Source organism: Paenibacillus terricola (assembly GCF_014779765.1).
Lineage (GTDB): Bacteria > Bacillota > Bacilli > Paenibacillales > Paenibacillaceae > Paenibacillus_T > Paenibacillus_T terricola.
The window spans coordinates 1268614-1294296 of the sequence record NZ_JACXZA010000001.1 but is presented as its reverse complement, the minus strand read 5'-3'; the positions used below and the strand labels follow the sequence as shown (position 1 = coordinate 1294296).

23 protein-coding genes are annotated in these 25683 nt (G+C 50.6%); 1 reads left to right on the top strand and 22 read right to left on the bottom strand.

Annotation, left to right across the window (positions count from 1 at the left end; all coding sequences use genetic code 11):
* Window positions 1-13 precede the first annotated feature (13 nt).
* From hslU to sucC, 7 genes are all read right to left on the bottom strand, one after another.
* Complete coding sequence (gene hslU, locus H8B09_RS05660; RefSeq protein ID WP_191202442.1) at window positions 14-1414, bottom strand: ATP-dependent protease ATPase subunit HslU; 1401 nt, start codon at window positions 1412-1414, stop codon at window positions 14-16.
* Window positions 1415-1453: 39 nt separating this feature from the next.
* On the bottom strand, window positions 1454-1996 hold the full coding sequence (hslV, locus tag H8B09_RS05655; RefSeq protein ID WP_191202441.1) for an ATP-dependent protease subunit HslV: 543 nt from the start codon (window positions 1994-1996) through the stop codon (window positions 1454-1456).
* Between the two features lie 183 nt (window positions 1997-2179).
* Window positions 2180-3499: an FADH(2)-oxidizing methylenetetrahydrofolate--tRNA-(uracil(54)-C(5))-methyltransferase TrmFO gene (trmFO, locus tag H8B09_RS05650; RefSeq protein WP_191202440.1), complete on the bottom strand. Its 1320-nt coding sequence runs from the start codon at window positions 3497-3499 to the stop codon at window positions 2180-2182.
* Between the two features lie 84 nt (window positions 3500-3583).
* On the bottom strand, window positions 3584-5698 hold the full coding sequence (topA, locus tag H8B09_RS05645) for a type I DNA topoisomerase (RefSeq protein ID WP_191202439.1): 2115 nt from the start codon (window positions 5696-5698) through the stop codon (window positions 3584-3586).
* 24 nt (window positions 5699-5722) lie between these two features.
* Window positions 5723-6844, bottom strand: a complete 1122-nt coding sequence (gene dprA, locus H8B09_RS05640) for a DNA-processing protein DprA (protein ID WP_191202438.1) — start codon at window positions 6842-6844, stop codon at window positions 5723-5725.
* Between the two features lie 196 nt (window positions 6845-7040).
* Window positions 7041-7973, bottom strand: coding sequence for a succinate--CoA ligase subunit alpha (gene sucD, locus H8B09_RS05635; RefSeq protein WP_110043060.1), 933 nt, complete (start codon window positions 7971-7973; stop codon window positions 7041-7043).
* A gap of 52 nt (window positions 7974-8025) precedes the next feature.
* A complete protein-coding gene (sucC, locus tag H8B09_RS05630) occupies window positions 8026-9186 on the bottom strand; it encodes an ADP-forming succinate--CoA ligase subunit beta (RefSeq protein ID WP_191202437.1) in 1161 nt (386 codons plus the stop codon).
* 348 nt (window positions 9187-9534) lie between these two features.
* Between sucC and H8B09_RS05625 the strand changes: the two genes are divergently transcribed.
* The gene (locus H8B09_RS05625; RefSeq protein ID WP_191202436.1) at window positions 9535-11091 is read left to right on the top strand and encodes a YifB family Mg chelatase-like AAA ATPase; all 1557 of its coding nucleotides are present in this window, start codon (window positions 9535-9537) and stop codon (window positions 11089-11091) included.
* A 2-nt stretch (window positions 11092-11093) separates the two neighbouring features.
* Here the strand turns inward: H8B09_RS05625 and H8B09_RS05620 are convergent, their stop codons facing one another.
* From H8B09_RS05620 to smc, 15 genes are all read right to left on the bottom strand, one after another.
* Window positions 11094-11474, bottom strand: a complete 381-nt coding sequence (locus H8B09_RS05620) for a YraN family protein (protein WP_224753266.1) — start codon at window positions 11472-11474, stop codon at window positions 11094-11096.
* A complete protein-coding gene (locus H8B09_RS05615) occupies window positions 11467-11799 on the bottom strand; it encodes an EscU/YscU/HrcU family type III secretion system export apparatus switch protein (protein ID WP_191202435.1) in 333 nt (110 codons plus the stop codon). The genes H8B09_RS05620 and H8B09_RS05615 overlap by 8 nt, the downstream gene beginning before the upstream one ends.
* Window positions 11796-13817: a TP0910 N-terminal domain-containing protein gene (locus tag H8B09_RS05610; RefSeq protein ID WP_191202434.1), complete on the bottom strand. Its 2022-nt coding sequence runs from the start codon at window positions 13815-13817 to the stop codon at window positions 11796-11798. The genes H8B09_RS05615 and H8B09_RS05610 overlap by 4 nt, the downstream gene beginning before the upstream one ends.
* 153 nt (window positions 13818-13970) lie before the next feature.
* Window positions 13971-14588: a ribonuclease HII gene (rnhB, locus tag H8B09_RS05605; protein ID WP_191202433.1), complete on the bottom strand. Its 618-nt coding sequence runs from the start codon at window positions 14586-14588 to the stop codon at window positions 13971-13973.
* 46 nt (window positions 14589-14634) lie between these two features.
* The gene (gene ylqF / locus H8B09_RS05600; RefSeq protein ID WP_191202432.1) at window positions 14635-15507 is read right to left on the bottom strand and encodes a ribosome biogenesis GTPase YlqF; all 873 of its coding nucleotides are present in this window, start codon (window positions 15505-15507) and stop codon (window positions 14635-14637) included.
* 100 nt (window positions 15508-15607) lie between these two features.
* Entirely contained in the window at window positions 15608-16309 is a 702-nt protein-coding gene (gene lepB / locus H8B09_RS05595; RefSeq protein ID WP_191202431.1) for a signal peptidase I, read from the bottom strand.
* 130 nt (window positions 16310-16439) lie between these two features.
* Window positions 16440-16781, bottom strand: coding sequence for a 50S ribosomal protein L19 (rplS, locus tag H8B09_RS05590; protein ID WP_006036563.1), 342 nt, complete (start codon window positions 16779-16781; stop codon window positions 16440-16442).
* Between the two features lie 145 nt (window positions 16782-16926).
* A complete protein-coding gene (gene trmD / locus H8B09_RS05585) occupies window positions 16927-17715 on the bottom strand; it encodes a tRNA (guanosine(37)-N1)-methyltransferase TrmD (RefSeq protein WP_191202430.1) in 789 nt (262 codons plus the stop codon).
* A gap of 4 nt (window positions 17716-17719) precedes the next feature.
* Window positions 17720-18253: a ribosome maturation factor RimM gene (gene rimM, locus H8B09_RS05580; RefSeq protein WP_191202429.1), complete on the bottom strand. Its 534-nt coding sequence runs from the start codon at window positions 18251-18253 to the stop codon at window positions 17720-17722.
* 259 nt (window positions 18254-18512) lie between these two features.
* On the bottom strand, window positions 18513-18746 hold the full coding sequence (locus tag H8B09_RS05575) for a KH domain-containing protein (RefSeq protein ID WP_191202428.1): 234 nt from the start codon (window positions 18744-18746) through the stop codon (window positions 18513-18515).
* A gap of 25 nt (window positions 18747-18771) precedes the next feature.
* Window positions 18772-19044, bottom strand: a complete 273-nt coding sequence (rpsP, locus tag H8B09_RS05570; RefSeq protein ID WP_191202427.1) for a 30S ribosomal protein S16 — start codon at window positions 19042-19044, stop codon at window positions 18772-18774.
* Between the two features lie 39 nt (window positions 19045-19083).
* Window positions 19084-20451 (bottom strand): signal recognition particle protein, encoded by a 1368-nt coding sequence (gene ffh, locus H8B09_RS05565; protein WP_191202426.1) that lies wholly within the window; start codon window positions 20449-20451, stop codon window positions 19084-19086.
* Window positions 20452-20470: 19 nt separating this feature from the next.
* Entirely contained in the window at window positions 20471-20806 is a 336-nt protein-coding gene (ylxM, locus tag H8B09_RS05560; protein WP_397376048.1) for a YlxM family DNA-binding protein, read from the bottom strand.
* A 178-nt stretch (window positions 20807-20984) separates the two neighbouring features.
* A complete protein-coding gene (ftsY, locus tag H8B09_RS05555) occupies window positions 20985-21992 on the bottom strand; it encodes a signal recognition particle-docking protein FtsY (protein WP_191202424.1) in 1008 nt (335 codons plus the stop codon).
* Window positions 21993-22030: 38 nt separating this feature from the next.
* A complete protein-coding gene (smc, locus tag H8B09_RS05550; protein WP_191202423.1) occupies window positions 22031-25621 on the bottom strand; it encodes a chromosome segregation protein SMC in 3591 nt (1196 codons plus the stop codon).
* Window positions 25622-25683 lie beyond the last annotated feature (62 nt).

Here is a 25683-nt window from a genome sequence, read left to right as displayed (position 1 = left end):
GAACCAACAGCCGCTACAAAATATACTGGCTCAAATCGCGGTTTTGCGCGATGCTTCCCAGTTTCTCCCGCACATACTCAGGAGTGATCGTAATTTGCTCTAATTGAAGTTCTGGCGCTTCGAACGACAGATCCTCAAGCAGCTTCTCCAGAATAGTGTGGAGACGTCTTGCGCCGATGTTCTCCGTGTTCTTATTCACATCTGCTGCAATCGACGCCAGCTCGCGAATCGCTTCATCCGAGAATTCGATCGCAATGCCTTCCGTCTCGAGCAGCGCTGCATATTGCTTAATCAGTGCATTCTTCGGTTCCTTCAATATATTGACGAAGTCTTCAAGGCTTAAGGATGTCAGTTCAACCCGAATCGGGAAACGACCTTGCAGCTCGGGAATGAGATCCGATGGTTTCGCAACATGAAATGCACCAGCAGCAACGAACAGCACATAGTCCGTTTTCACGGGACCATATTTGGTCATGACAATCGAGCCCTCAACAATTGGCAGAATATCACGCTGCACCCCTTCACGGGAAACATCAGGACCTGCGCCCCTTGACGGACTTGCAATTTTGTCGATTTCATCTATGAAAATAATACCAGATTGCTCAGCACGCGCAACGGATTCGGAAATAACGTCATCCATATCGATGAGTTTATTAGCTTCCTCTTGGGTAAGTGCCTTGCGCGCTTCTTTAATCCGCAGCTTACGCTTCTTCGAACGCTTCGGCATAAACTGACCGAACAGCTCTTGCATGTTCATGCCGCCCATGCCTTCCCCATTCTGACCCGACAACATATCGAGCATATTCGGCGAATTGTCTTCAACTTCAATCTCGATCAGCTCGTTCTCCAGGAGACCGGCTGCAAGTTTTTCTTTAATTGCCTTACGTTGTTCAGCAGTGGAAGCATCATGTACAGGTTCATTGTCTTCTTCTTTCGTTTGTTGACCTCCGAAGAGCATCTCAAACGGATTCTTTTGCGTCTTGGCGCTCTTAGGCGATGGAACGAGCAAAGAGACGATGCGCTCATTCGCAAGCACCTCTGCACGGTCTTTAACCGCTTCAGTACGTTCAGCCTTCACAATTCGAATCGCTGTTTCAACAAGATCCCGTACCATCGATTCAACGTCACGTCCAACGTATCCAACCTCGGTAAATTTCGTCGCTTCTACTTTAACGAACGGCGCCTGCACCAGCTTCGCGAGACGGCGGGCAATCTCGGTTTTACCTACACCGGTTGGACCAATCATTAGAATGTTCTTTGGAACGATTTCATCGCGCAGCTCTTCAGCGAGCCGGCTTCTCCGGTAACGATTCCGCAGAGCGATCGCAACGGAACGTTTGGCTTGCTTCTGACCAACAATGTACTTATCCAGTTCCGAAACAATTTGCCTTGGTGTCAATGACTCGTTGCTCATACTAGCATCCCTCCGCCGGTTATTGATTGGTAGATACAGTTAGACTTCTTCAACAATAATGTTGCGGTTCGTGAACACACAAATATCTGCTGCTGTTTCCAGCGCTGCTCTTGCCATATCTTTCGCTTCCAGATGCGTCGCATGCTGCTTCAGCACTCTTGCCGCAGCAAGTGCGAAGCTGCCGCCAGATCCGATCGCAAGAATCCCATCATCCGGCTCAATAATTTCACCGTTACCCGAAATAAGCAAAAGTCCCGTATTATCCATTACGATCATCATTGCTTCCAGACGTCTTAGCACGCGGTCAGATCGCCATTCCTTAGCAAGTTCCACAGCTGCACGCTGCAAATTGCCGTGATGCTCCTCCAGCTTGCCTTCAAATTTCTCGAACAACGTAATTGCATCCGCAACCGATCCGGCAAACCCAGCAACGACTTGACCGCGATACAGCCTGCGCACCTTCTTTGCGGTGCTCTTCATTACCATGCTGTTACCGAACGTTACCTGTCCGTCGCCTGCAATAGCGCCTTGACCATTATGTCGCACTGCGCATATTGTCGTCGCGTGAAATTGCATCTCCATGAATGGACGACCTCCTTTAAAGGTTATTTGCTTTAGATGGTTTTGGTGGTGAAATCACGCTGCAAATAACCTACATCGTAAGCATGAAAACCTACTTCGAGAGTAATGACTTCGTTTTGTCAGAGTTATCAATCTTCTATGATTATTAACCCTTAATAACCTTACATCGCAGGAGTCAAACAATTAAGACAAATGCTCGCGTTTGAATTGCTCGATCGATTCAAGAGCACGATTGGCAATCGCATCGTTCTTGTCCCGTTTGCTCTTCATCCGTTTCTCCAGTGGAGGGAACAAACCGAAGTTCGCGTTCATCGGCTGGAAGTGCTTGAAGTCAGCCGTCGTAATATATTGCGCCATACTGCCAAGCGTTGTATCTGCAGGCAATACAAGCGGATCCAGACCGCGAGCAACACGCCCTGCGTTCAAACCAGCGATCATACCGGATGCAGCAGACTCCACGTATCCCTCAACGCCTGTCATTTGACCAGCGAAGAACAACGAATTGCGTCCTTTGAATTGATAAGTCGCTTCAAGCAATCTTGGGGAGTTGATGAATGTATTACGGTGCATGACACCATAACGTACGAATTCAGCATTCTCAAGCCCTGGAATCAAGGAGAAGACGCGTTTCTGCTCGCCCCACTTCAGATGGGTCTGGAAGCCAACCATATTATACAACGTCCCTGCGGCATTATCCTGACGAAGCTGAATGACTGCGTATGGAAGTTTGCCTGTATGCGGGTTAATTAGGCCTACTGGCTTCATTGGTCCGAACAATACAGTCTGCTTGCCGCGAGAAGCCATGACTTCAATCGGCATGCAGCCTTCGAAGTACACCTCTTTCTCGAACTCTTTGAGCTCCGCTTTCTCGGCTGTAATGAGCGCATCATGGAACGTATTGAATTCTTCTTCGGTCATCGGGCAGTTCAAGTACGCTGCTTCCCCTTTATCGTAACGCGAAGCCAGATATACTTTGCTCATATCGATCGAATCCTTCTCGATGATCGGAGCAGCAGCATCATAGAAGTAGAAATATTCTTCACCCAGCAGCGATTGAATGCTTTGGGACAAGGAAGGTGCTGTCAATGGGCCCGTTGCTATGACGACGATTCCGTCCTCAGGAATCGCAGTCAGCTCTTCATTGCGCACCTCAATAAGCGGATGCTCGCGAAGCGATCGCGTCACATCGCCGGAGAAGCCATCGCGGTCAACCGCGAGTGCACCGCCTGCTGGAACAGCATTGCGGTCAGCGCTGTCAAGAATAAGGGAGCCAATACGGCGCATTTCTTCTTTAAGTACGCCAACTGCATTCGTCAGTCCGTTCGCACGCAAGCTGTTGCTGCACACAAGCTCTGCGAATTTATCTGTATGATGGGCTGGCGTCCGTGTGACGGGACGCATTTCGTATAAGGTGACAGGAACGCCCTGCGACGCGATTTGCCAAGCAGCTTCGCTGCCGGCCAATCCAGCGCCGACGACCGTTACTTTGTTAACTGAAGACAATGTACAAACCTACCTTTCGGAATGAAAACGGCTGCCGCCTCTAATAGACGGACAGCACGTTGTAATCATGCATGCGTACAAGCTTTACGCTTGTTCTTGTTCGTGATCCTCATCGGTATCTTCCGCAACCTGTTCGCTATGATCGCAAACCGTACACTGCAACTTTACGCCTGCCTTGCTGCGCTTCTCGACCATTAGGCCGCCGCACGAAGGGCATGGCACCCCGGCTGGCTTATCCCATGATACAAAGTCGCATTCCGGATACAAGTTGCATCCGTAGAATACGCGCCCTTTCTTGCTGCGGCGCTCGATAATGCTGCCCTTGGCGCATTTCGGACATGTGACGCCGATGTCTTTGACGATTGGCTTCGTGTTGCGGCAGTCCGGGAAACCAGAGCACGCTAGGAACTTGCCGAAACGCCCCATTTTGTAAACCATCGGTTTGCCGCACTTTTCGCACAACTCATCGGACACTTCGTCTTGAAGCTCGACTTCCTTCATCTCGTTCTCTGCGAATTCAAGCCGCTTCTCGAACGATTTGTAGAACTCGGATAGTACCTTCACCCAGTTCTCCGTGCCTTCTTCGACTTGGTCGAGATCGCCTTCCATCTGTGCAGTGAACTCGACGTCAAGAATTTCTGGGAAGAACTCCTCCATCAGCTGGCTCACAAGTCCGCCAAGCTCGGTCGGGATGAATTTCTTCTCTTCAATCGCTACATAACCACGCTTCTGAACGGTTTCCAGCGTTGGCGCATAAGTACTTGGGCGGCCAATACCGAGCTCTTCCAGCGTCTTGACGAGACGCGCTTCTGTATAGCGAGGCGGTGGCTGTGTAAAATGCTGCTTCGGCTCAATCGAATCTGTCGTGATGAGATCACCAACTGCAAGTGCCGGCAAGAATTTATCATCATCGTTCGTTGTGCCGTCGTCATTGCCCTCGACATATACCTTCATGAAGCCGGCGAACTTTACTTTGGAGCCAACTGCACGGAATACCGTTTCATTAGCTGTAAGATCGACCGTCATCGTATCCAGGATAGCCGAAGACATTTGACTTGCAACGAATCGCTCCCAGACCAGCTTGTAGAGACGCAGCTGATCGCGGGTGAGGAATTCCTTCATTTGATCCGGCTCGCGCAGCACGGATGTCGGACGAATCGCTTCATGCGCATCTTGTGCGTTGCTGTTCTTCTTCAAATAAATACGCGGCTCATCCGGAAAATAAGACGGCCCGTACTTCCCTTCAATAAAACCTTTTGCTTCTTCCTGTGCGACAGGCGAGATACGCGTCGAATCCGTACGCATATACGTAATTAAACCGACCGTACCTTCTTTGCCAAGATCAACGCCCTCGTACAATTGCTGTGCTACGGACATCGTCTTGGATGCGCGGAAGCCAAGCTTCCTTGCCGCTTCCTGTTGAAGGGAGCTTGTAATGAAAGGCGGCGCCGGATTACGAAGCCGTTCCTTCTCTCGCACATCGGTGACCGTGAACGGTGCACCGTTCATCGCATCAAAAACGGCCTGCATATCAGCTTCGTTGCCGAGTTCACGCTTCTCGCCAGCGACCGAATAGAATTTAGCTTCGAACGGTGCCCCATTTTTGTTCAAACGGGCTGTGATCGTCCAGTACTCTTCCGGCACGAATGCTTCAATCTCATTCTCGCGATCGATAATAAGCTTCACCGTTACCGACTGAACGCGGCCAGCGGAGAGCCCTTTCTTTACTTTCTTCCACAACAGCGGGCTGATTTTGTAACCTACCAATCGGTCCAAAATACGGCGAGCTTGCTGTGCATTGACCAAATCCATATTGATTGGTCTCGGCGTCTTGAAAGCATCCTTAACAGCCTGTTTCGTAATTTCGTTGAAAACGACACGGCAGCTCTTCGCTTCATCCAGCTCCAAGTAGTGGGCTAGATGCCAAGCGATCGCTTCTCCTTCGCGATCGGGGTCGGCTGCGAGATAGACAGTTTTCACTTTTTTGCTCGCATCCTTCAATTCCTTCAGGACGTTGCCTTTACCGCGAATCGTTATATATTTCGGTTGGAAGTCGTTCTCGACTTCTACACCAGTCTGGCTTTTCGGCAAATCACGAATGTGCCCCATGGACGCTTTCACGATATATTTGCTGCCCAAATATTTGCCGATCGTCTTCGCCTTAGCAGGCGACTCGACAATAACGAGCGAATCCGCCATTAAGCGTCCTCCTCTCCCAGCAGTTTAAATAATGGAATATGTAGAGCCGTTCTGTAGATGTATCCTGCGAGTTATACATAAATTTATCAGAACGGCGTGCAAAAGTCCAAGCGGTATTCCAGTAGCCTCATGCAGCTCGTCTGCTGAACATGGATGATCGAGCAGCAGATCGTATACGAGCTTGGCATCTCCTGTCAGTTCGTCGGTTGATTTCAACGTTGAAACTGGCTCAGACAGATGCTGCAAACTTTCACTCGGATAACTGGTATACGGTAATTGCTTAAACCAATCCTCGACAGATAATATCGCATTTGCCTTACGATCGGCAAGCAGTTGATTCGTTCCGGCACTCTTAGGCGATGTAACTGGCCCAGGAAGTGCGAACAGCTCGCGATCAAATGCGAATGCCTGCTCTGCAGTGATGAGGGAGCCGCTTCTAGCTGCTGCCTCAATGACTACTGTTCCAGCAGACAACCCCGCAATAATGCGATTACGCAGAGGAAATAGGCCAGGATGGAACGCCATACCTAACGGCACTTCCGTCAGCAGCAGTCCATCTACGGCAATTTGCCTGAATAATGAGGCATGTTGTGGCGGATAGATGCGGTCAAGCGGTGTTCCGAGCACAGCTATCGTGCTTCCTGCTAGCTTTACAGACGCTTCGTGCGCTACCCCGTCGATTCCTCTTGCCAGGCCGCTTACGACCGTCAGACCGCGCGCAGCGAAGCCTTGCGCCAATTCCTTGGTCATATGTCTGCCATAAGCTGTAGGCGTGCGTGTACCAACGATAGAGACCGAATGCCGATGCATCAACTCGATCTTGCCAATCGCGTACAACACCCAGGGCGGCTCATCGATATTACGAAGCTGGTCAGGGTAATCGGCATCATCCATGGTGAGGATTATCGCCTTATGCTTCGAATAGCCCGACATGATAGAATCATACCCCGATTCGAAGTCCGAGAAACGTCGAGCTGCTTCAGCGGCAGCCTCAGGACGAAATCCTGCCGTCAACCATACATCTACGCTGTCAAGCATGGTACGGTTCCACAGCTCTGCATCCATCGCGCGCTTAATCGATCTCCAACCAACCCCCGGCATTTGATGCAGCATAATCAACAACTTGCGCTTCTTCTCATCGCACATTCCAATAACCCCCATAATGGAGGCCTACATTCCTTTCCTATTGTGCTCTAGCCGGAACGAGAATGCAAGCCGCCTAATCGACTTAAATGCAAAAAAGCAGCCATTCGTGCCCAAAAAGGGCCGAAAGGCTGCTTGCCTTATCGTTAGAAACACGCTTGCCGAAGCATAGACGTGTTTCTTAACCATATTCACTTCATTATTTACGCGTAATGCATTTCTCGAGCAGACCTTGCTCTTCGAGTACGGATACGAGCGTAGAGCCCATCTCAGACGGCGTAGGCGCAACTTTGATGCCGCACGCTTCCAACGTCTTGATTTTCTCAGCAGCCGTACCTTTGCCGCCGGAAATAATAGCACCAGCATGTCCCATGCGCTTGCCTTCTGGAGCCGTTGCGCCGCCGATGAAGCCAACAACTGGCTTCTTCATGTTCGCTTTGATCCATTCAGCAGCTTCTTCCTCTGCCGTACCGCCGATCTCACCGATCATGATAACAGCATACGTTTCTGGATCTTCATTAAACATGCTGAGCACGTCGATGAATTCCGTACCTTTAACCGGGTCGCCGCCGATACCTACTGCGGACGATTGGCCAATGCCGCGCGTCGACAGCTGGTGAACAGCCTCATACGTAAGCGTGCCGGAGCGCGATACAACGCCGACATGACCTTTCGTATGAATGTAACCAGGCATGATACCGATTTTGCACTCGTCAGGCGTAATAACACCTGGGCAGTTCGGTCCGATCAGACGTGTTTTCTTGCCTTCCATATAACGCGAAACTTTAACCATATCGAGCACCGGAATACCTTCCGTAATGCAGATAACGAGGTCCAGTTGTGCGTCTACTGCTTCAAGAATCGCGTCCGCAGCGAATGCTGGCGGAACGTAGATAACCGAAGCCGTTGCACCTGTAGCTGCTACCGCTTCAGAAACGGTATTGAATACAGGCAGCGATGCCGTCGTTCCGTTCTCGAGCGCGATATCAACCGTCGTGCCGCCTTTGCCCGGCGACGTGCCGCCGACCATCTGCGTGCCGTAATCGAGCGCGCCTTTCGCGTGGAACAGCGCGGTTTTACCCGTGATGCCCTGCGTGATGACTTTTGTATCTTTATTGATCAAAATGCTCATCGAAATTTCACATCCCCTGAGAAAAAATTCGGAATTAGTCGCTTGTTAGTCCTTATTTCACGAGCGCAACGATCTTCTGAGCGCCATCCGCCATCGAATCAGCCGCAACAATGTTCAGGCCGGATTCGCCCAGCATCTTTTTGCCGATCTCTACGTTCGTGCCTTCCAGACGTACGACGAGCGGACGATTCAGTCCGAGCTCTTTCGCAGCTGCGATTACGCCTTCAGCAATAACGTCACAACGCATAATGCCGCCGAAGATGTTAACGAAGATACCTTTCACTTGCTCGTCGGACAAAATGATTTTGAATGCTTCCGTTACTTTCTCTTTCGTAGCACCGCCGCCTACGTCGAGGAAGTTGGCAGGGTCGCCGCCATAATATTTGATAATGTCCATCGTTGCCATAGCCAGACCCGCACCGTTAACCATGCAGCCGATGTTGCCGTCGAGTGCGATGTAGCTCAAGTCATACTTGGACGCTTCGATTTCTTTCTCGTCTTCTTCTTCCAGGTCGCGCAGCGCCACGATATCAGGGTGACGGAACAGTGCGTTGGAATCGAAGTTCAACTTGGCATCCAGTGCCATAACGTTGCCGTCGCCAGTTACGACGAGCGGGTTGATCTCAGCGATCGAGCAATCTTTGTCAACGAATGCCGTGTAGAGAGCGATCATGAAGCTAGCTGCTTTGTTCACGAGCTCTTTAGGAATGTTGATGTTGAATGCCAGACGCTTCGCTTGGAACGGTTGAAGACCAATTGCAGGGTCAACAACTTCTTTGAAGATTTTCTCTGGCGAATGAGCCGCCACTTCTTCGATCTCCGTGCCGCCTTCTTCGGAAGCCATCAGAACGACGCGGCCTGTACCACGGTCAACGACAACGCCGACGTAGTACTCTTTCTTAATGTCGCAGCCTTGCTCGATGAGCAGGCGCTTTACTTCTTTGCCTTCTGGACCTGTTTGGTGCGTGACAAGCGTTTTGCCGAGAATTTCACTCGCGTAAGCTTTCACTTCATCCAGGTTTTTAGCGACTTTAACGCCGCCTGCTTTACCGCGACCACCTGCGTGGATTTGCGCTTTAACTACGACGACAGAAGTGCCGAGCGACTTAGCCGCTTCAACTGCCTCGTCAACGGTAAAGGCTACTTTGCCTTCCGGCACAGAAACCCCATATTGCTTCAGGACTTCTTTGCCTTGGTACTCATGGATATTCATTAACGAAATCCTCCAATCCGCAAACTGAATCAAGCAATGTTAATGTGAAAACAAACAATTATAGTTTATCACTAAACGTTAATTCTTACCTCTATTTTAATAAAAATAAAATCTACTCTTTTGATATGGAATCAATCTAGTTTTGAGATGATAGCCATTATCCAACCCTACCGTAGTGTATCCCAAAATGTCTGAATCGACGCGGGTTTAGCCTCTATTTTGAGGAGATGCAGCACCCAGTCGTTGACATGTAATTATTCTCCTATTATGATGATTATAAATGGATACAAATGGTACGGAACAGTAAGGAAGCACCTTCGTCCGAATATGGCGGAGGTGTTTTTTATTATGTATGCACAAATGTTGGGAGCAAGCGTAAGCGGTGTCGAAGGAATTATGATTACTGTCGAGGCTGATATTTCAGGCGGTTTACCCCAGCTTAATTTGGTCGGGCTGCCTGATAGCGCAATTCGGGAATCGTCAGAACGCGTCCGCGCCGCAATCCGCAACTGTGGATTTCAGTTTCCGATGAGCCGAATTACCGTTAATCTGGCTCCCGCTGATTTACGCAAGGAAGGCACCGCCTTCGACCTCACCATTGCTGGCGCTATATTAGTTGCAAGCGAACAACTTCCAGCTGAAGCTTTTCAAGGAATGATGTTGATTGGGGAGCTATCACTTAACGGCGAGCTTAGAGCTGTCACTGGTGTTCTCCCGATGGTGGAGCAAGCGATGCGCAGCGGTATTCGACGAGTCGTATTGCCGCTAGGCAATGCAGCTGAAGCCGTGTTAATTCATGGGCTTGAAGTGTATGCCATCAGTCATCTCAATGAACTAGGGGCATGGGGTCAAGGTGACAGCTGGAAGGACTTCTTGTTTAATGTGGCACAATGCTCCAGCAGCCATTCAACTGTCGGCGCGGATGGCAGTGGACAAGCAATCCTGGACTACGCAGATGTGCTTGGTTTGCATGGCGCGAAGCGAGCTTTGCTGATCGCGGCTGCAGGAAATCACAACTTCATGCTAAGTGGCCCTCCCGGAACTGGAAAGACCATGCTGGCCAAACGGCTGCCAACGATTCTTCCGCCATTATCCGATGAGGAAGCGCTTGAAGTTACGAAGATATACAGCGTTGCCGGCAAGCTAGGCAGCAGTCCTTCCTCGCTCATTCGCATGCGTCCCTTCCGCGCTCCGCATCACACCATATCGACCGGCGGACTTATTGGCGGTGGCACTATCCCACGTCCTGGTGAAGCAACACTCGCTCACCGAGGTGTTTTATTTCTAGATGAATTGCCTGAGTTTTCACGGCCAGCACTAGAAGTGCTGCGCCAGCCGCTTGAAGATCGAGAGGTCACTATTGCGCGTACACGTGCCGTTACCCGCTTCCCAGCCCGCTTCATGCTTGCAGCTTCGATGAATCCATGCCCATGCGGATATTGGGGGAATGAAACAGGAGATCGACGATGCACTTGCTCAGATACAGCAGTTCTGCGTTATCGGAGCAAAATTTCAGGACCGCTTATCGACCGTATCGATCTGCTTCTTGAGGTGCCTCGCCCTGCTTCAATTCAAGCAGCCAAAGCAGGTATGTCCAGTACAGAAATGCGGAATAGCGTTATGGCTGCAGTTGAACGACAGGCATATCGCGCGAAGGAAATCGGGGTAAAAAGCAACGGAGAATTAGCCGGCGCTTCTCTTCATCAAGCAGCTAAGCTGTCGATTGAAGCTTCAACCTTATTGCGTCATGCTTTCGATGCCCTAGGCATTAGCTTTCGTGCGCATGATCGACTTCTTCGGCTTGCACGAACGATTGCAGATGTCGATGGAAGTGCGGAGATCAAGGAGATTCATATGTCGGAGGCAATCCAATACCGACGCGCGGGAGAAACCATTGGAGAGTAAATCTAGAACACGGCTTTCAGGTGCGTAATATCAGATGCAGTTCCGTCTGCCGCTAATGTTATCGTCATGGCGTCTACGCGCACAGGCATGTTATATAGCTTGTGGGCTTGAATGTACGCTTCTGCTGCAATTCTGACTTTGTACGCTTTACGCGCATCAATCGATTCCGCCGCAGTTCCATAAGCCATTGACGAGCCTAGGGTCCTAGTCCGCACTTCTACAATCACTAGCGTTCCGTTATGTTCGGCTGCTATATCCAGCTCGCCGGCTTTGCATCGCCAATTACGCGCATGAATCCGATAACCGGCAGCCGCCAAATAGGCGGCTGCCGCTTCCTCACCAAGCCGTCCTATCTCCACTCGGCTTCGTTTCCGATTAATCATCCCATCCTCCTGCCCGCTTATCCGAACGATAGATGAAGCTTAATATTTCAGCAACAAGCGCATATAATTCCGGCGGAATTTCCTGATTAAGATCGATCTTGGAGAGCACTTCAACGAGCGATGCGTCCTCCTGGACGGGAACGCCGTTCTCCGCTGCCTTCTCCACAATCGCATTAGCCAGATATCCTTTGCCTTTCGCCACAACGACAGGCGCCGAACGCTCACCTGGCTCGTATTTGAGAGCAACCGCTCTGCGCACCGATTCCGTTGTCTGTTCTTCTGCGGACGCAGATGCAGTTGGAGTCGATCTTGGCTTGTCTTTCATATCTTGATATCGACTCCTTTATAAGGTGTGCCGCCATAAGAGGGGATGTCCGGCATAAGCAGATCGCTAATTAACTCATCGGATTGATCACCGCTAGCAGTTGCATGACGCATTGTCGGCCTTACATTAAAGGTAAGCAGCTGATAACCTGCGTTATTCAAAGCATTCGCCACTGCCCCACGTTCGCCATCCGCAATGAGATTCATGACAGGGTGATCATTCCAAATATTCAAGTTCACGATCTTATCGACCACATGAACATCAACAACCGTATCGCCAAGCACCTTCAGATGCAGGTCAAACAAAAGTCGGCAGTTCGCGGCATCCAGTTCATTTTTAGCTCCTCTTCGTGTCTGCACATGGACAGAAGCTGTCTGGCTGCCATTCTCATCCTGGATCGGGATGAACAACGTAACATGTGTCAGTACAGAGCCGTTCCGTTCTGGCGCAAGCATCAGTTGCTGACCGGTTATATGATGAATGAGCTGTTGGGCAGTTTCACGCAACTGAGGTGGCGCGTCATCCATCGCGGCAAGCGACAACAGCGTACTCTTTAACGTTTCGGAAACGGCGTTCTCCGTCGGCCGAATGCCGTTCTGCAATGGCGCTGGCATTCCATCATCAGTTAGCTGAGGCGAGTGAACATGTGGTGTAGATGTTGTTCGTCCCTGTGCAGATGCAGCTTGTGCCTGGGCTTGCTGCTGGCCATTATTGCTACGCTCAGCAGCATGATCAGCTGTTCCGCCTTCAACAGTTGCTTCAACCTCATCTGCACCGACGGTCACTGTCGCTGTTGGTATGCCTGTGGGACGTGCAGGGGCTGCTCCTAAATCTAATGCACTCGGCTGCTTCATCATCGAGACTTGTTGATCCGCTGGTTCTTGATTAGAACGTGCTACAGGAGCTGCCGCAGTCTTATTATCATTCGTACTAGACGCTAGCTGCTTAGCGGTCTCATGCAGCAGCTCCTGCTCATGGTTAACCCCGAGCAGCTGCAGCATTTTACCAATCCATCCGTTAGTGTCGCTTCCTATGCTGGAAGGGGCTGCTTGACCTTGTCCAGTCGCAATCGTGGTCTCGGCAGATGCTTTCGCCAATATGCTATCCGTTTGGCCTGCGGATCCGCTTACAGCCGTTCTATTCATTGGCATCTCAATGGTATCGCCAGGCAGCTCCATCGCTTCATATGCTGCCGCCTTCTGTAAGGCAATCAGATTCGCAGACGGTCTCGACGCTTGCGCAGTCAATGCGTTCTTCGCACCTGATACGTCACCTGCATGATTGGATTCCGCATCTGCCGCAGCAGTATTCGTTGATCCATTAGCTGTTGATTTCATGTCCGCTAGAATAACCTTTAATCGTGCCAATGTATCGCCTACAGCATTCTCATGCTCATGTGCACCACTTGTGACCGCCTGCTGAGATGGTATGCTCTCCAGCTGCATCTCCAGGTCTGCCAACAGCTGATGCACTGGCTTGCCATACATGATTTGTCGCATTCCTGCAACCGTTTGCTCCGTAACCGGCATGCCCCGCCTCAGCGCAACAGCTGCTGCACGCATCCATTCCTCAGGGTCAACCCCCTTCGGCACCGACTCGACAGCCTTCTTCAGCGCCTCTATCACATCTCGCGTCAGCGGTATGCCATCCCGTTTGAGATCCCGAACGAGATCCATCGCCCACTTCGTCTCCGGCATCCCAGCTGCCTTCACAAGCTGACGAATCGTTTCATCTGTTGCTTGGTCAGCCGCTGTTTCAACTGGCTTCAGCACAATGGACTCCGATGTCGACTCAGGCTGTACCTTCAGCATCGCCGTCTGTCCCGGAGCGAGTGGTGTCTCCAGCTTCGCACGCACCTGAACCCCGTTAATTTGAACAATAGCATCCTTGCTATCGCTCTCCACCTTCATGACGACGCCTCGTACGACTTGACCTGGTTTCAGCTCCACCTTCCGGGTATCGCCGCTCTTCACATCACCTAGCAGGCCTCTCATCATTTGTGTAATGTTGTTGTTCAAGGTGTCAATTCCCCTCAATCTTCACGTATCTATATGAACGATATATCGGCATACGATGTGCAAGAGTTTATGGATAAAAAAATCGCCCCGATTGACATTTACTTCATTCGAAGTATGCCATTCGAGACGATCGCTTAATTATTCGTTTGTACATTAGAATAGAACCTGCTGCTCCATCTCCGCCATAATGTTGCCCAAGAACGATCTCCGATGCAACGGCGTAGGGCCAAGCGTTAGCAAGCTTTCCCGATGAACCTTCGTCGCATACCCTTTATGTATGGCAATTCCATAGCCTGGGTAGAGCATTTCCCATTCTGTCTTACACAATCGGTCCCGAGTCACTTTCGCCATAATCGAAGCCGCTGCGATAGACTGACTCGTCGCATCGCCTTTAATAATCGCCTGCTGAGGAATGTCCAGATCAACTTTCTCCGCATCCACCAGCAAATGTTCGGGATCTGCTCCCAGCGTCTGCACAGCACGTTTCATTGCAAGTCTGGAAGCCTGCTTAATATTGATTCGGTCAATTTCAGCCGCATCAATTCGAGCTACAGACCAATATAGCGCATGTTCAACGATAACATCGTACAGTTCTTCCCGCTTTTTCTCCGAGAGCTTCTTCGAATCATTAATGCCTTCTAGAATTAATCCAGGAGGCAGCACGACGGCTGCAGCGACGACGTCACCAAATAAGCAGCCGCGTCCAACCTCATCAATTCCTGCAATGAGTGTGCACCCTTGCTCCCACAACTGCTTCTCATATTCCAGCATACCCGCATCTCCCATGACGGTTATTTCTGCCGTAGTTCTTAATCCCCTAGTAAGTAGAAGCCGACTCAAGCGTCAATCGACCAAGCTTACCTGCACGCAGCTCGCGCAAAATAATACCGGATGTCTTCTCTAGATCGACACGACCGCCGCTAATGAGACAGCCGCGCTTGCGTCCAATCGCCTCCATAATGCGAACGATATTTTCGGCTTCTTCGGTATCTGTTGGACGCTCTTCCTCAATGCCATATCGTTCAACGAGCGTATCCCAGTATCGATTAATGAGCTCGCGCGTGGCATAAAAAGCAATATCTTCGATATCAAGAATCTGCTCTTTAATTGCACCTGTCATCGCGAGCCGGTAGCCAACGATTGGATCTTCGAACTTCGGCCATAGAATACCTGGCGTATCCAGCAGCTCCATCTCTTTACCGACCTTAATCCATTGCTGACCTTTCGTAACGCCTGGGCGGTCACCTGTAATGGCAATGTTACGACCAGCAAGACGGTTAATCAGCGTTGATTTCCCTACGTTCGGGATACCGACGATAAGCGCTCGTACTGCGCGAGGGTTTATCCCTTTCGCGATCTGTCGGTCGATCTTCTCCTGCATCAATTTTCTAGCAAGATCAGGAATTTCCCCAACACGCGTTCCCGTCGATGCGTCAACCGCAATACACTCGTGGCCTTCATATTTGAAACGCTCAATCCACGCTTCCGTTTCTCGCGGATCTGCAAGATCACTCTTGCCAAGCACGATCAATCGAGGTTTATTCAGTAAAATATCATCGATCATCGGATTACGGCTGGACAGCGGAATTCGTGCATCCAGCAGCTCAACGGCAAGATCGATCAGCTTCAGCTTATCTTGAATTTGTCTCCGGGCTCTCGTCATATGCCCCGGGAACCATTGAATACTCATTATGTCACCTCATAGCCAACATGCCTCGCAGACCTCTGCAATCGCAGCGTCCACGAGGCATGTCATTCATTATCTGATACGATTGTATCACGTTCGAATCTTAATGATGTTTAACAATCTTCGCTTTATCCATCGGCCAGAAAATAACGTCACTCCGGCCAATTACTTCATCAAGCGAGACGAAGCCGATCATTCGGCTGTCTTTACTTTCAGGACGGTTATCGCCTAGGACGAAAATATGACCTTTCGGAACTACCGACTCCGTAAAGCTTTCATTCGGGAAGTTCTGCGAAAACTGGCTGTTATTATAGTCATGGCCTTCCGCGTGAGCTTGATCGATCGCTTCCTTTATGTATGTCTCATCCACTTTCTCGCCATTCACATACAAATCGTCGCCCTCATAACGGATCGTGTCGCCTTCTACACCGATAACACGTTTAATGAAATTGCGACCTTCCTCTGGAACGTGGAATACGATAACTTCACCACGCTTAGGCTCACGGATTTTGTACAAAATTTTATTGACGATCACGCGTTCACCAGTCTGGAAATTCGGCTGCATGGACGGTCCATCGACAATGAAGGGCATAAACAGCAACCAGCGAATGATGAGCACGAGTATGACCGCGATTGCAATCGCTTTAACCCATTCAAAAATCTCTTTGCCGAACTTGCTCCCAGCAGCAACTGCTGTCGCCTGACCAGCTTGTACACCGCCATCCTCAAAATCGTGCGTTGTTTCCGTAGCTTCTGACGAAGCATGATGCTGTTCTTCTTGGCCTTCGATTCGATTGTTGTCCATATGCTCACCTTCTTCGCTCAATCTTATTTATATCGCTTGCGAACATGACCTGCCGCAACTGACATCATAATTATACCCATGAAACGCGAAGAGGAGCTTGTTATTGGCAAGCCCCTCTTCAACCATCCGATTAACGGATTTCTTTAATTCTTGCTGCTTTACCGCGCAGTTCGCGCAGGTAGTAAAGTTTCGCACGACGAACTTTACCACGGCGAGCCACATCGATTTTATCGATCTTCGGCGAGTTCACCGGGAACGTTCTTTCCACGCCTACGCCGTAAGAAATCTTACGAACCGTGAACGTTTCGCTGATACCGCCACCACGACGCTTGATAACGACGCCTTCGAAAAGCTGGATACGCTCGCGCGAACCCTCGATGACTTTAACGTATACCTTCAGCGTGTCGCCTGGACGGAAGCTAGGGATGTCTTTGCGCAGTTGCTCTTGCGTAATCGCTTGTACAATATTCATCTTGTATTCACTCCTTCCCCACAGACGTTCTTATAAACTCACCGACTCCGTAATGCAAGTCAGGTCATGGCTTATAGCGGACCGTCCGACTTTCGCACAACATTTAAAATTATACCACAGTATGTGCTATAACACAACAATATATCTAATCTTTGTGGGCACCATCAACATCTGGTTGAGCCGCTCGTTCCATGAGGCGCTCTTCACGTTCGCGAACGCCCTGCAGCCAGGAGCGCTCCTTATTCGTCAAATCCGCCTGCTCAAGCAAATCCGGACGTCGCTTGAACGTTCTTAGAAGCGATTGCTCACGCCGCCAAGCCTCGATCTTGCCATGATGGCCTGATAGGAGTATCTCCGGCACTTCCCAATCACGGAACACAGCAGGACGCGTGTAATGCGGGTATTCCAACAGGCCTGTGCTGAACGAATCGGTTACTGCCGAATTCTCATTCCCCAACACGCCTGGCAGCAAACGGGCCACGCTATCGATGACGACCATTGCTGGCAGCTCGCCGCCTGTCAGCACATAATCACCAATGGACAGTTCGTCTGTAACTAGATGCTCGCGAATTCGCTCGTCGTAACCTTCATAATGGCCGCACACGAAGATCAGATGTTCTTCGCTCGACAGCTGCTCTGCCTTCTGCTGCGTGAACGTCTCACCCTGCGGACACATGAGAATAATGCGCGGACGTGGGCCATCAGCAGGAACGAGGCTTTCAACTGCTGCAAACATCGGCTCCGGCTTGAGCACCATCCCGCCGCCCCCGCCATACGGGTAATCATCGACTGTGCTGTGTTTGTCCGTTGAGAACTGTCTGAAGTTGACGGCTTGCAGCGACACAATGCCCTTCTCTCGCGCTTTACCCAGAATGCTGGAGTTAAACACGCCGTCGAACATTTCTGGGAACAATGTCAATACATCGATACGCACGGCGTTAAATCAGCCCTTCCAGCAGTTTCACCTTAATCACCTTAGAGGCTACGTCCACATTGATCAGTACATCGTCAATGACCGGCAGCAGCACTTCACGGGCTTTGCCACGCTCATCCTTGCCTTTAACAACCCATACATCGTTGGCGCCTGGCGTCAGGATTTCAGTAACCTTGCCAAGCTCTACATCCTCGTCTGTCACAACGGTACAACCAATAATTTGGTGGTAATAGTATTCATCCTCCGGCAGCTCCACCAGATCGTTCTCCGAGACCTTCAGCGCCCAGCCTTTATATTTCTCAATATCATTAATATTGTCATAGCCCTTCAGCTTTACAATATATACATTCTTCTGCAATCTGGCGCTTACAACCTCTACTTTAATACTTGGAGCGCCTTTCTCCTCATCAACAAGCGTCAAAATGCTTCCCTTAGCGAAACGCACCTCTGGAAAATCCGTCTGCGGCCATACCTTCACTTCACCGCGAATGCCGTGCGAATTGACCAGCTTGCCTACTGTGTACCATTTGTCTGCCATTATCCATTCGTTCCTTTCTAAACAATAACGTTATCTGCTTCTACCTAAAAAGGCGGCTATTCAGCACAAGAGATGAACTCATGTTCAATAGTCGACTTTTTAAGAGGTCGTTCAAAAAGCACGCTTGTCATCACGCACTTTAAGAAAAAATTCGTCTTTATTGTTCCCATCGCGATGGGAAACTTGTAAACCCTTAAATGGCTATGTATTAAAAAAGGATTAGGACATTCATCCTAACCCCTTAAGGTGGCTTGTACAATTATGAGTCGATGTCGATCGTAATCCGGCGACCGGACTTCACCGCAGCAGACGACACGACAGTGCGCAACGCTTTTGCGATTTTGCCCTGTTTGCCGATTACTTTACCGACATCGGAAGGATTGACGGACAAGCCGAATACGAGATTACCTCGCGCGTCTTCCTTCTCACTGACGCGAACGTCATTCGGATGATCCACTAAAGCCTTAGCTATGACAAGAATTAATTCTTTCATCTTCAGGCCCTCCACCATTCAACAGTTATTTCTGTTGCTTGAGTTCATGGAATTTCTTCATGACGCCTACTTGCGAAAGCAAGTTGCGAGCCGTGTCAGATGCTTGCGCACCGTTCTGCAGCCATTTCAGTGCTTTCTCTTCATCGATGTTCACTTGTGCCGGTTGTGCAACCGGATTGTACGTGCCGATTTCTTCGATGAAGCGGCCGTCACGCGGGGAACGGGAATCAGATACGACTACACGATAGAAAGGGTTTTTGTGAGCACCCATACGTTTCAGACGAATACGAACTGCCATTTTGTTTCACCTCCTTACAAGAATCAACTGCTTAGACCATTAGCGAGGGAATTTCATCCCTTTGCCCATGAGCCCTTTCAAGCCTTTCATACCTTTGCCGCCTTTGCCCATCATGCCGGAAAATTGCTTCATCATCTTGCGCATCTCTTCAAACTGCTTGATGAGACGATTGACTTCTGCAATGTTCGTGCCGCTGCCGGCAGCAATCCGTCTGCGACGGCTGTAATTCAAGAGGTCTGGATTCCGCTTCTCATCCGTCGTCATCGAGCGAACGATCGCTTCAACGCGGTTGATCTGCTTATCATCAACTTTCATGTCTTTCATGCCCTTGACCTTGTTCATACCTGGAAGCATATCGAGCAGCTGATCCAGTGGTCCGAGCTTACGAACCTGCTCCATCTGTTCGAGGAAATCCTCGAAGGTGAACTCGGCGTTGCGCATCTTCCGTTCCATCTCCGCTGCTTTATCAGCGTCAATGCTCGATTGCGCTTTCTCGATCAGCGAGAGCATGTCGCCCATGCCGAGAATACGAGATGCCATACGCTCCGGGTGGAACGGTTCAAGCGGCTCAATCTTCTCGCCCATCGAGACAAACTTGATCGGACAGCCTGTAACGGCCTTGACCGACAACGCTGCACCGCCACGCGTATCGCCGTCCATCTTCGTCAATACGACGCCTGTCAACTCAAGCTGGTCATGGAAACTCTTCGCGACGTTGACCGCTTCTTGACCTGTCATAGCGTCAACGACGAGAAGCACTTCATCCGGCTTCACTTCGGCATGGATTTGCTTGAGCTCTTCCATGAGCGCTTCGTCGATCTGCAGTCGGCCTGCTGTATCGACAATGACATAGTCATGACTGTTCGCTTTCGCGTACTGAAGACCTTGACGTGCAATCTCTACCGGAGACACATCGTTACCGAGCGTGAATACCGGAGCCTTGATCTGCTCGCCCAACACTTGAAGCTGCTTAATTGCAGCCGGGCGATAAATATCACCAGCGATGAGCAGCGGCTTATGATTGCCCTTCATGAGCATCATCGCCAGCTTAGCTGTGGTTGTCGTCTTACCGGCACCTTGCAGACCCGCCATCAGAATGACAGTCGGCGGTTTGCTAGCTTTCGCAATCTTCGTTGCCGATCCGCCCATGAGCTCGATGAGCTCTTTATGAACGATGTCAACGACGACCATGCCTGGTGTGAAGCTCTTCTGAACTTCAACGCCAACAGCCTGCTCCTTCACCTTGGCGACAAAATCTTTGACGACCTTGAAGTTTACGTCCGCTTCGAGCAGAGCCAGCCGGACTTCGCGCATTGCTTCGTTTACGTCGTCCTCCGACAGCTTCCCTTTGCCCCGCAATTTGCCGAACACATTCTGAAGCCTGTTCGTCAAGCTTTCAAACGCCATGATGATTCACCTGCCTTCACTATTTGTTTCTCGCTTGCTCCGCCTGCCGAAGCGCTTCTGCAATCTGCTTCAGTGTGTCGGTATGCGTTCCGTCCTGAGGCATCGTCTCGATATGCGCTTCAAGCTCATCCAGCGCGCCTTGCAGCGCTTGATGCCGGCTGAGCAGACCAAGCTTCGCTTCGTAATTCTCAAGGACGGTTTCTGCACGCTTTATATGTTCGTAAACCGCTTGGCGGCTAATGCCGACTTCAGCAGCAATCTCGCCAAGGGTGAAATCCTCAATAAAATATTGCATTAGAAACGTTCGTTGCTTATCCGTCAGCAGCGGCTCGTAGAAATCAAACAGCATATTCATGCGATTCGTCTTCTCGAGCGCATCCGTGTTGGCGCTGGTCACGAGTACGTCCCCTTCCGTCAAGTATAATCACTTGACACTCACTTAACTTCTCCTATCATACAAGGCGGAAGTACAGGTGTCAAGCTTTTATACTTGTCAGTGCAGTCTAATATTTCGGATAACCTCTTAACTACCTTTATTGCTGTTCTTCTTCGTCACCCTGAACGTCTTTGCTTTGAATCAAACCAGCGAACAACGCATGAACGAATTGTTCGGAATCGAACACTTGAAGGTCGTTCATCTTCTCACCTAGGCCAACAAGCTTCACAGGCAGGTTCAGCTCATTGCGGATTGCGATGATAATCCCACCCTTCGCCGTTCCATCAAGCTTCGTAAGCACCAGGCCTGTTACGCCGCTCTTCTCGCCGAACAACTTCGCTTGACTAAGTGCGTTCTGACCAGTCGTCGCATCAAGCACGAGCAGTACTTCATGCGGCGCGCTAGGCACTTCACGCTGAATAACGCGGAAGATTTTGTTCAACTCGTCCATCAGGTTACTCTTGTTCTGCAGGCGTCCAGCGGTATCGCAGAGCAGTACATCGACACCACGCTGCTTAGCGGCTTGCACGGCATCATACATAACTGCGGCCGGGTCGGAACCCGCGCTTTGCTTGATGACATCAACGCCTACACGTTGTCCCCATACTTCCAGCTGCTCGATCGCCCCTGCACGGAACGTATCGCCTGCAGCCATAAGGACGCTTTTTCCTTCGGACTTGAACTTATGAGCCAGCTTACCGATCGTCGTCGTTTTGCCGACGCCATTAACGCCAACGAATAGAATGATTGTCAGACCGCTCTCTGCCATGTGCAGCTCTGGATCGTCTTTGCCCTTCAAGATTTCAACCAGTTTCTCGGATAGAATAGGCTGAAGTTCGGAAGCATCTTCGATCTTGCGGGCTTTCACTTCAGCACGCAGGCTGTCGATCAGGCCCACGACCGTGTTCACGCCAACGTCAGCACTGATTAGAATTTCTTCGAGCTCTTCGAAAAACTCTTCATCGATCTTCTTGCGGCGCGTAATCAGCTCTTCCACACGCTCGACGATGGCCTTACTCGTCTTGACTAGACCCTCTTTAAAAATATTCGTGACTGCTTCAGTCTTGGAAGCAATCGATTCCTTCAACCGTTTAAAGAAACTCATATTATGCCGTTCCTTTCCTATTCACATATCGGTAATCGTTAAGCAGTCGCAGATCCGTCCTCCATGAACGACTCATCCTCAAGCCGAACGGATACTAGCTTCGATACGCCGCCTTCTTCCATTGTAACCCCGTACAGCACATCTGCTTCTTCCATCGTACCTTTGCGGTGCGTTACGACGATAAACTGCGTCAAGTCTGAGAACTCGCGCAAATATTGGGCAAAACGTGCAACGTTCGCTTCATCAAGCGCTGCTTCAACTTCGTCAAGCACGCAGAACGGAACCGGCTTCACCTGCAAGATAGCGAACAACAGCGCGATAGCCGTAAGGGCACGTTCACCGCCGGAGAGCAGTTGCAAGTTCTGCAGCTTCTTCCCTGGCGGCTGTGCCACGATATCGATACCGGTATCGAGCACACGGTCTGGCTCAGCAAGAATAAGATCTGCGCGTCCGCCGCCGAACAGCTTGCCGAATACAACAACGAAGTGACCGCGGATCGCCTCAAAGGTGGAGCGGAATCGCTTCGCCATCTCGTCGTCCATCTCTTTGATAACCTGGTACAGCGTCGTCTTGGCATCAATCAAGTCGATGCGCTGCGCATCAAGGAATTCAAACCGTTCCTTCACACGCTGATACTCTTCGATTGCGCCTAGGTTAACATCGCCGAGCGATGTTATCTGCCGCTTCAAATCGCGAACTGCGTTCTGTGTTGCGGCAACATCCTCAGGTATCGGATAGCGTTCCTTCGCCAGCTCGTAGCTGAGCTCATATTCTTCACTCAGCTTGCGCAGCAAGTTGTCAAGTTCGACGTCGAGACGGTTAACTGCGATCTCCGTCTGCCGCATCTTGTCTTCGGTTTCCCGCAGCAAGGCACGCTGCTCCTTCGTCTCGCTCTCGCCGTCCTCAAGACCTTTAATCATATCTGCGCGTTGGGCACGCATGAGATCGGTACGCTCTGAACAATTATCCTTCTTCAGCTTCAGCGAGTTAAGCTGTTCGATCTGGCTGACCGACTCGGCAGCATGGCGCTCATCATCTTCGTTAAGCTGTTGATGCATGCTTCGCAGCGAGGACATCTCCTGCTTCGCGCGATTCACATCTGAACGTAATCTCGCCGCTTGATCTTCGAACGAGAATTTCTCCTGCTCGGCTTTCGCCACCGCGATTTTCAAGTCGGTTAGCTGTCCTTGCAGCTCTTCACGCGCTGACTCGGAAGCTTTGCGGCGTGATTCAGCCGCTTGAATATCGACCTGCAGCTTCGCTTCCCGCACGGATAACTCTTCGAGCCGCACACGAGCGGCATCTGCAGTTGCTGCGAGATCGCGCTGTTCCTCCGCTTGTCCCGAACGGTCTGCGCTGTAGAGCTGAAGCTGTTCCGTCAACTGCTGCAGCTGCTTGTCTAGCTGCAATAGTTCTGCCTTCAACTGCTGCTCCTCAATACGCAGCTGTTCGCCTCGCTCACGCAGTTCCTCGATATTCTGGCTGCGGATCGACTGTTCCTTGCGCAGATCTTGCATCTTCTGCCGGAGCTTTTCGGACTGCGTTCTGCATTCAGCAATCTCGTCATCCATCTGCTCAATCTGACGCTGACGGCCGAGCAAGCTCGCCCCCTTCTTCTGAAGGCTGCCCCCTGTCATCGAACCGCCGGCGTTAACAACGTCGCCATCAAGCGTAACGACACGGTAACGATATTGACATTGCGAAGCGATTTTATTCGCCTGTTCGAGATTTTCCGCGATAATGACATTGCCGAGCAAACTCGAGACAATGCTCTCATATTGGCGATCAGTCGAAACAAGGTCAGCGGCAATGCCAACAAAACCGTTAATCGAGGCAGCATTGCGACGATCGGATTCCGGCACATTACGGCCGCGAATAACATCGAGTGGCAGGAATGTAGCACGGCCAAGCTGCCGGGACTTCAGGAAGCTGATCGCTGCACGTGCGGTGCTCTCATTCTCCATCACAACATGCTGCAACGCGCCGCCGAGTACGGTTTCAATCGCCGTCTCGTACTTCTCAGGTACACGAACGAGTTCCGCAACCGCACCATGAACGCCATTCAAGCCGCCCTGCTGCTTGCGGGATGCCTTCAGCACTTCCTTGACGCCGTGCATAAAGCCATCAAGCGCATCCTGCATTTCTTTCATCGTATCGCGACGGGATACGAGCGCATCGAGACGCTGCTCCCACTTGCGTACTGTCTGCTGCGTTTCTTCATAAATTTGATACAGTGATTGCGATTGCTCGCTTTCATCTGTGTACTTTTGTTTCGCTTCCTGCAGTGCTTCCAGCGTGGACTTCAGACGAGCCGAGAGCTCATTCCGTCTTTCCTTGAGTTCTTCCTGCTGCTGCTGCCACTTCGCTTCCTCATCACCGATTCGCTCGATTCTGCGCTGGACGTTATCCTTCTGCTGCTCCGTATATCGAATCTCGTTACGAGCTTGCGCCATTGCACTGAGTACATCAAGCAATTCCGTCTTCAGCGACTCTTCAGCCTCAGTGCCCGCTTCTCCGACCGTGCCAGCCAACTGCGATTCTTCCTCTAGAAGTTGACGATGCAGTCTTGCAATCTCTTCTTCGAGCGACGCCGACTTCGCACGGAAATCAGCCTCTTCCTTCATTAAAGATGCAATCCGTTCATCAAGCGCTGTCATCGATTCTTCCAACTGGCGCTTGTTCTGCTCCAAGTTGCGCTTGCGTTCCTTCAATACTTCGCCATAACCTTCGCATTTCTCGTAATCTTCGCTAAGTTGGAGCATCTGCTCGTGAAGCTGATCAAGCTCCTGCTCGATCTCGCGCAATCGCATCCGATCCTTCTCGAGAAGCGCATCATGTCTGCTGACCACGGAGGCATACGAAAGCCGCTCACGTTCGAGATCGGCGAGCTTTGCTGTAGACGTATTCCATGACGCATGCACGGTCTCGATCTGATGAACATACATCGAAATCTCTTGGGTTTTCAGTTGTTCGCGCAATTCTTTGAAACGAATCGCTTTCTCCGACTGCTTCCGCAGCGGCTCAACCTGATCTTCCAGCTCGGATACCAAGTCATGAATACGCAGCAAGTTCTGCTCCGTCTCATCCAACTTCCGCTGCGCATCACGTTTGCGTGACTTAAACTTTACAATGCCGGAAGCTTCCTCGAAAATGCCGCGGCGATCTTCCGACTTCGTACTTAATATTTCTTCAATCCGACCTTGTCCGATAATCGAGTAGGCTTCTTTGCCGATACCGGTATCCATGAACAGCTCGGTTATATCTTTCAGCCGGCATGGCTGCTTATTGATCAAATATTCGCTGTCACCGCTTCGATGTACACGTCTAGTAACGGTAACCTCTTCGTATTCGAGCGGCAGTGCATTGTCGCCATTATCTAGCGTCAACGATACCTCACCGATGTTAACCGCCTTACGAGCATCTGATCCGGCGAAAATAATATCTTCCATCTTGCCGCCGCGCAGGCTCTTCGCGCTTTGTTCGCCAAGCACCCAGCGTATGCTGTCCGAAATGTTGCTCTTGCCGCTGCCGTTAGGACCAACGACGGCTGTAATGCCGCGTACGAATTCCAGTTCTGTTTTATCGGCAAACGACTTAAAACCTGATAGTTCGATCCGTTTCAGGAACATGTTCTCGGATTCACCTCATCGACTATTGTACCATAATGCAGTGGAAAGGTCAGGAGTGAGCT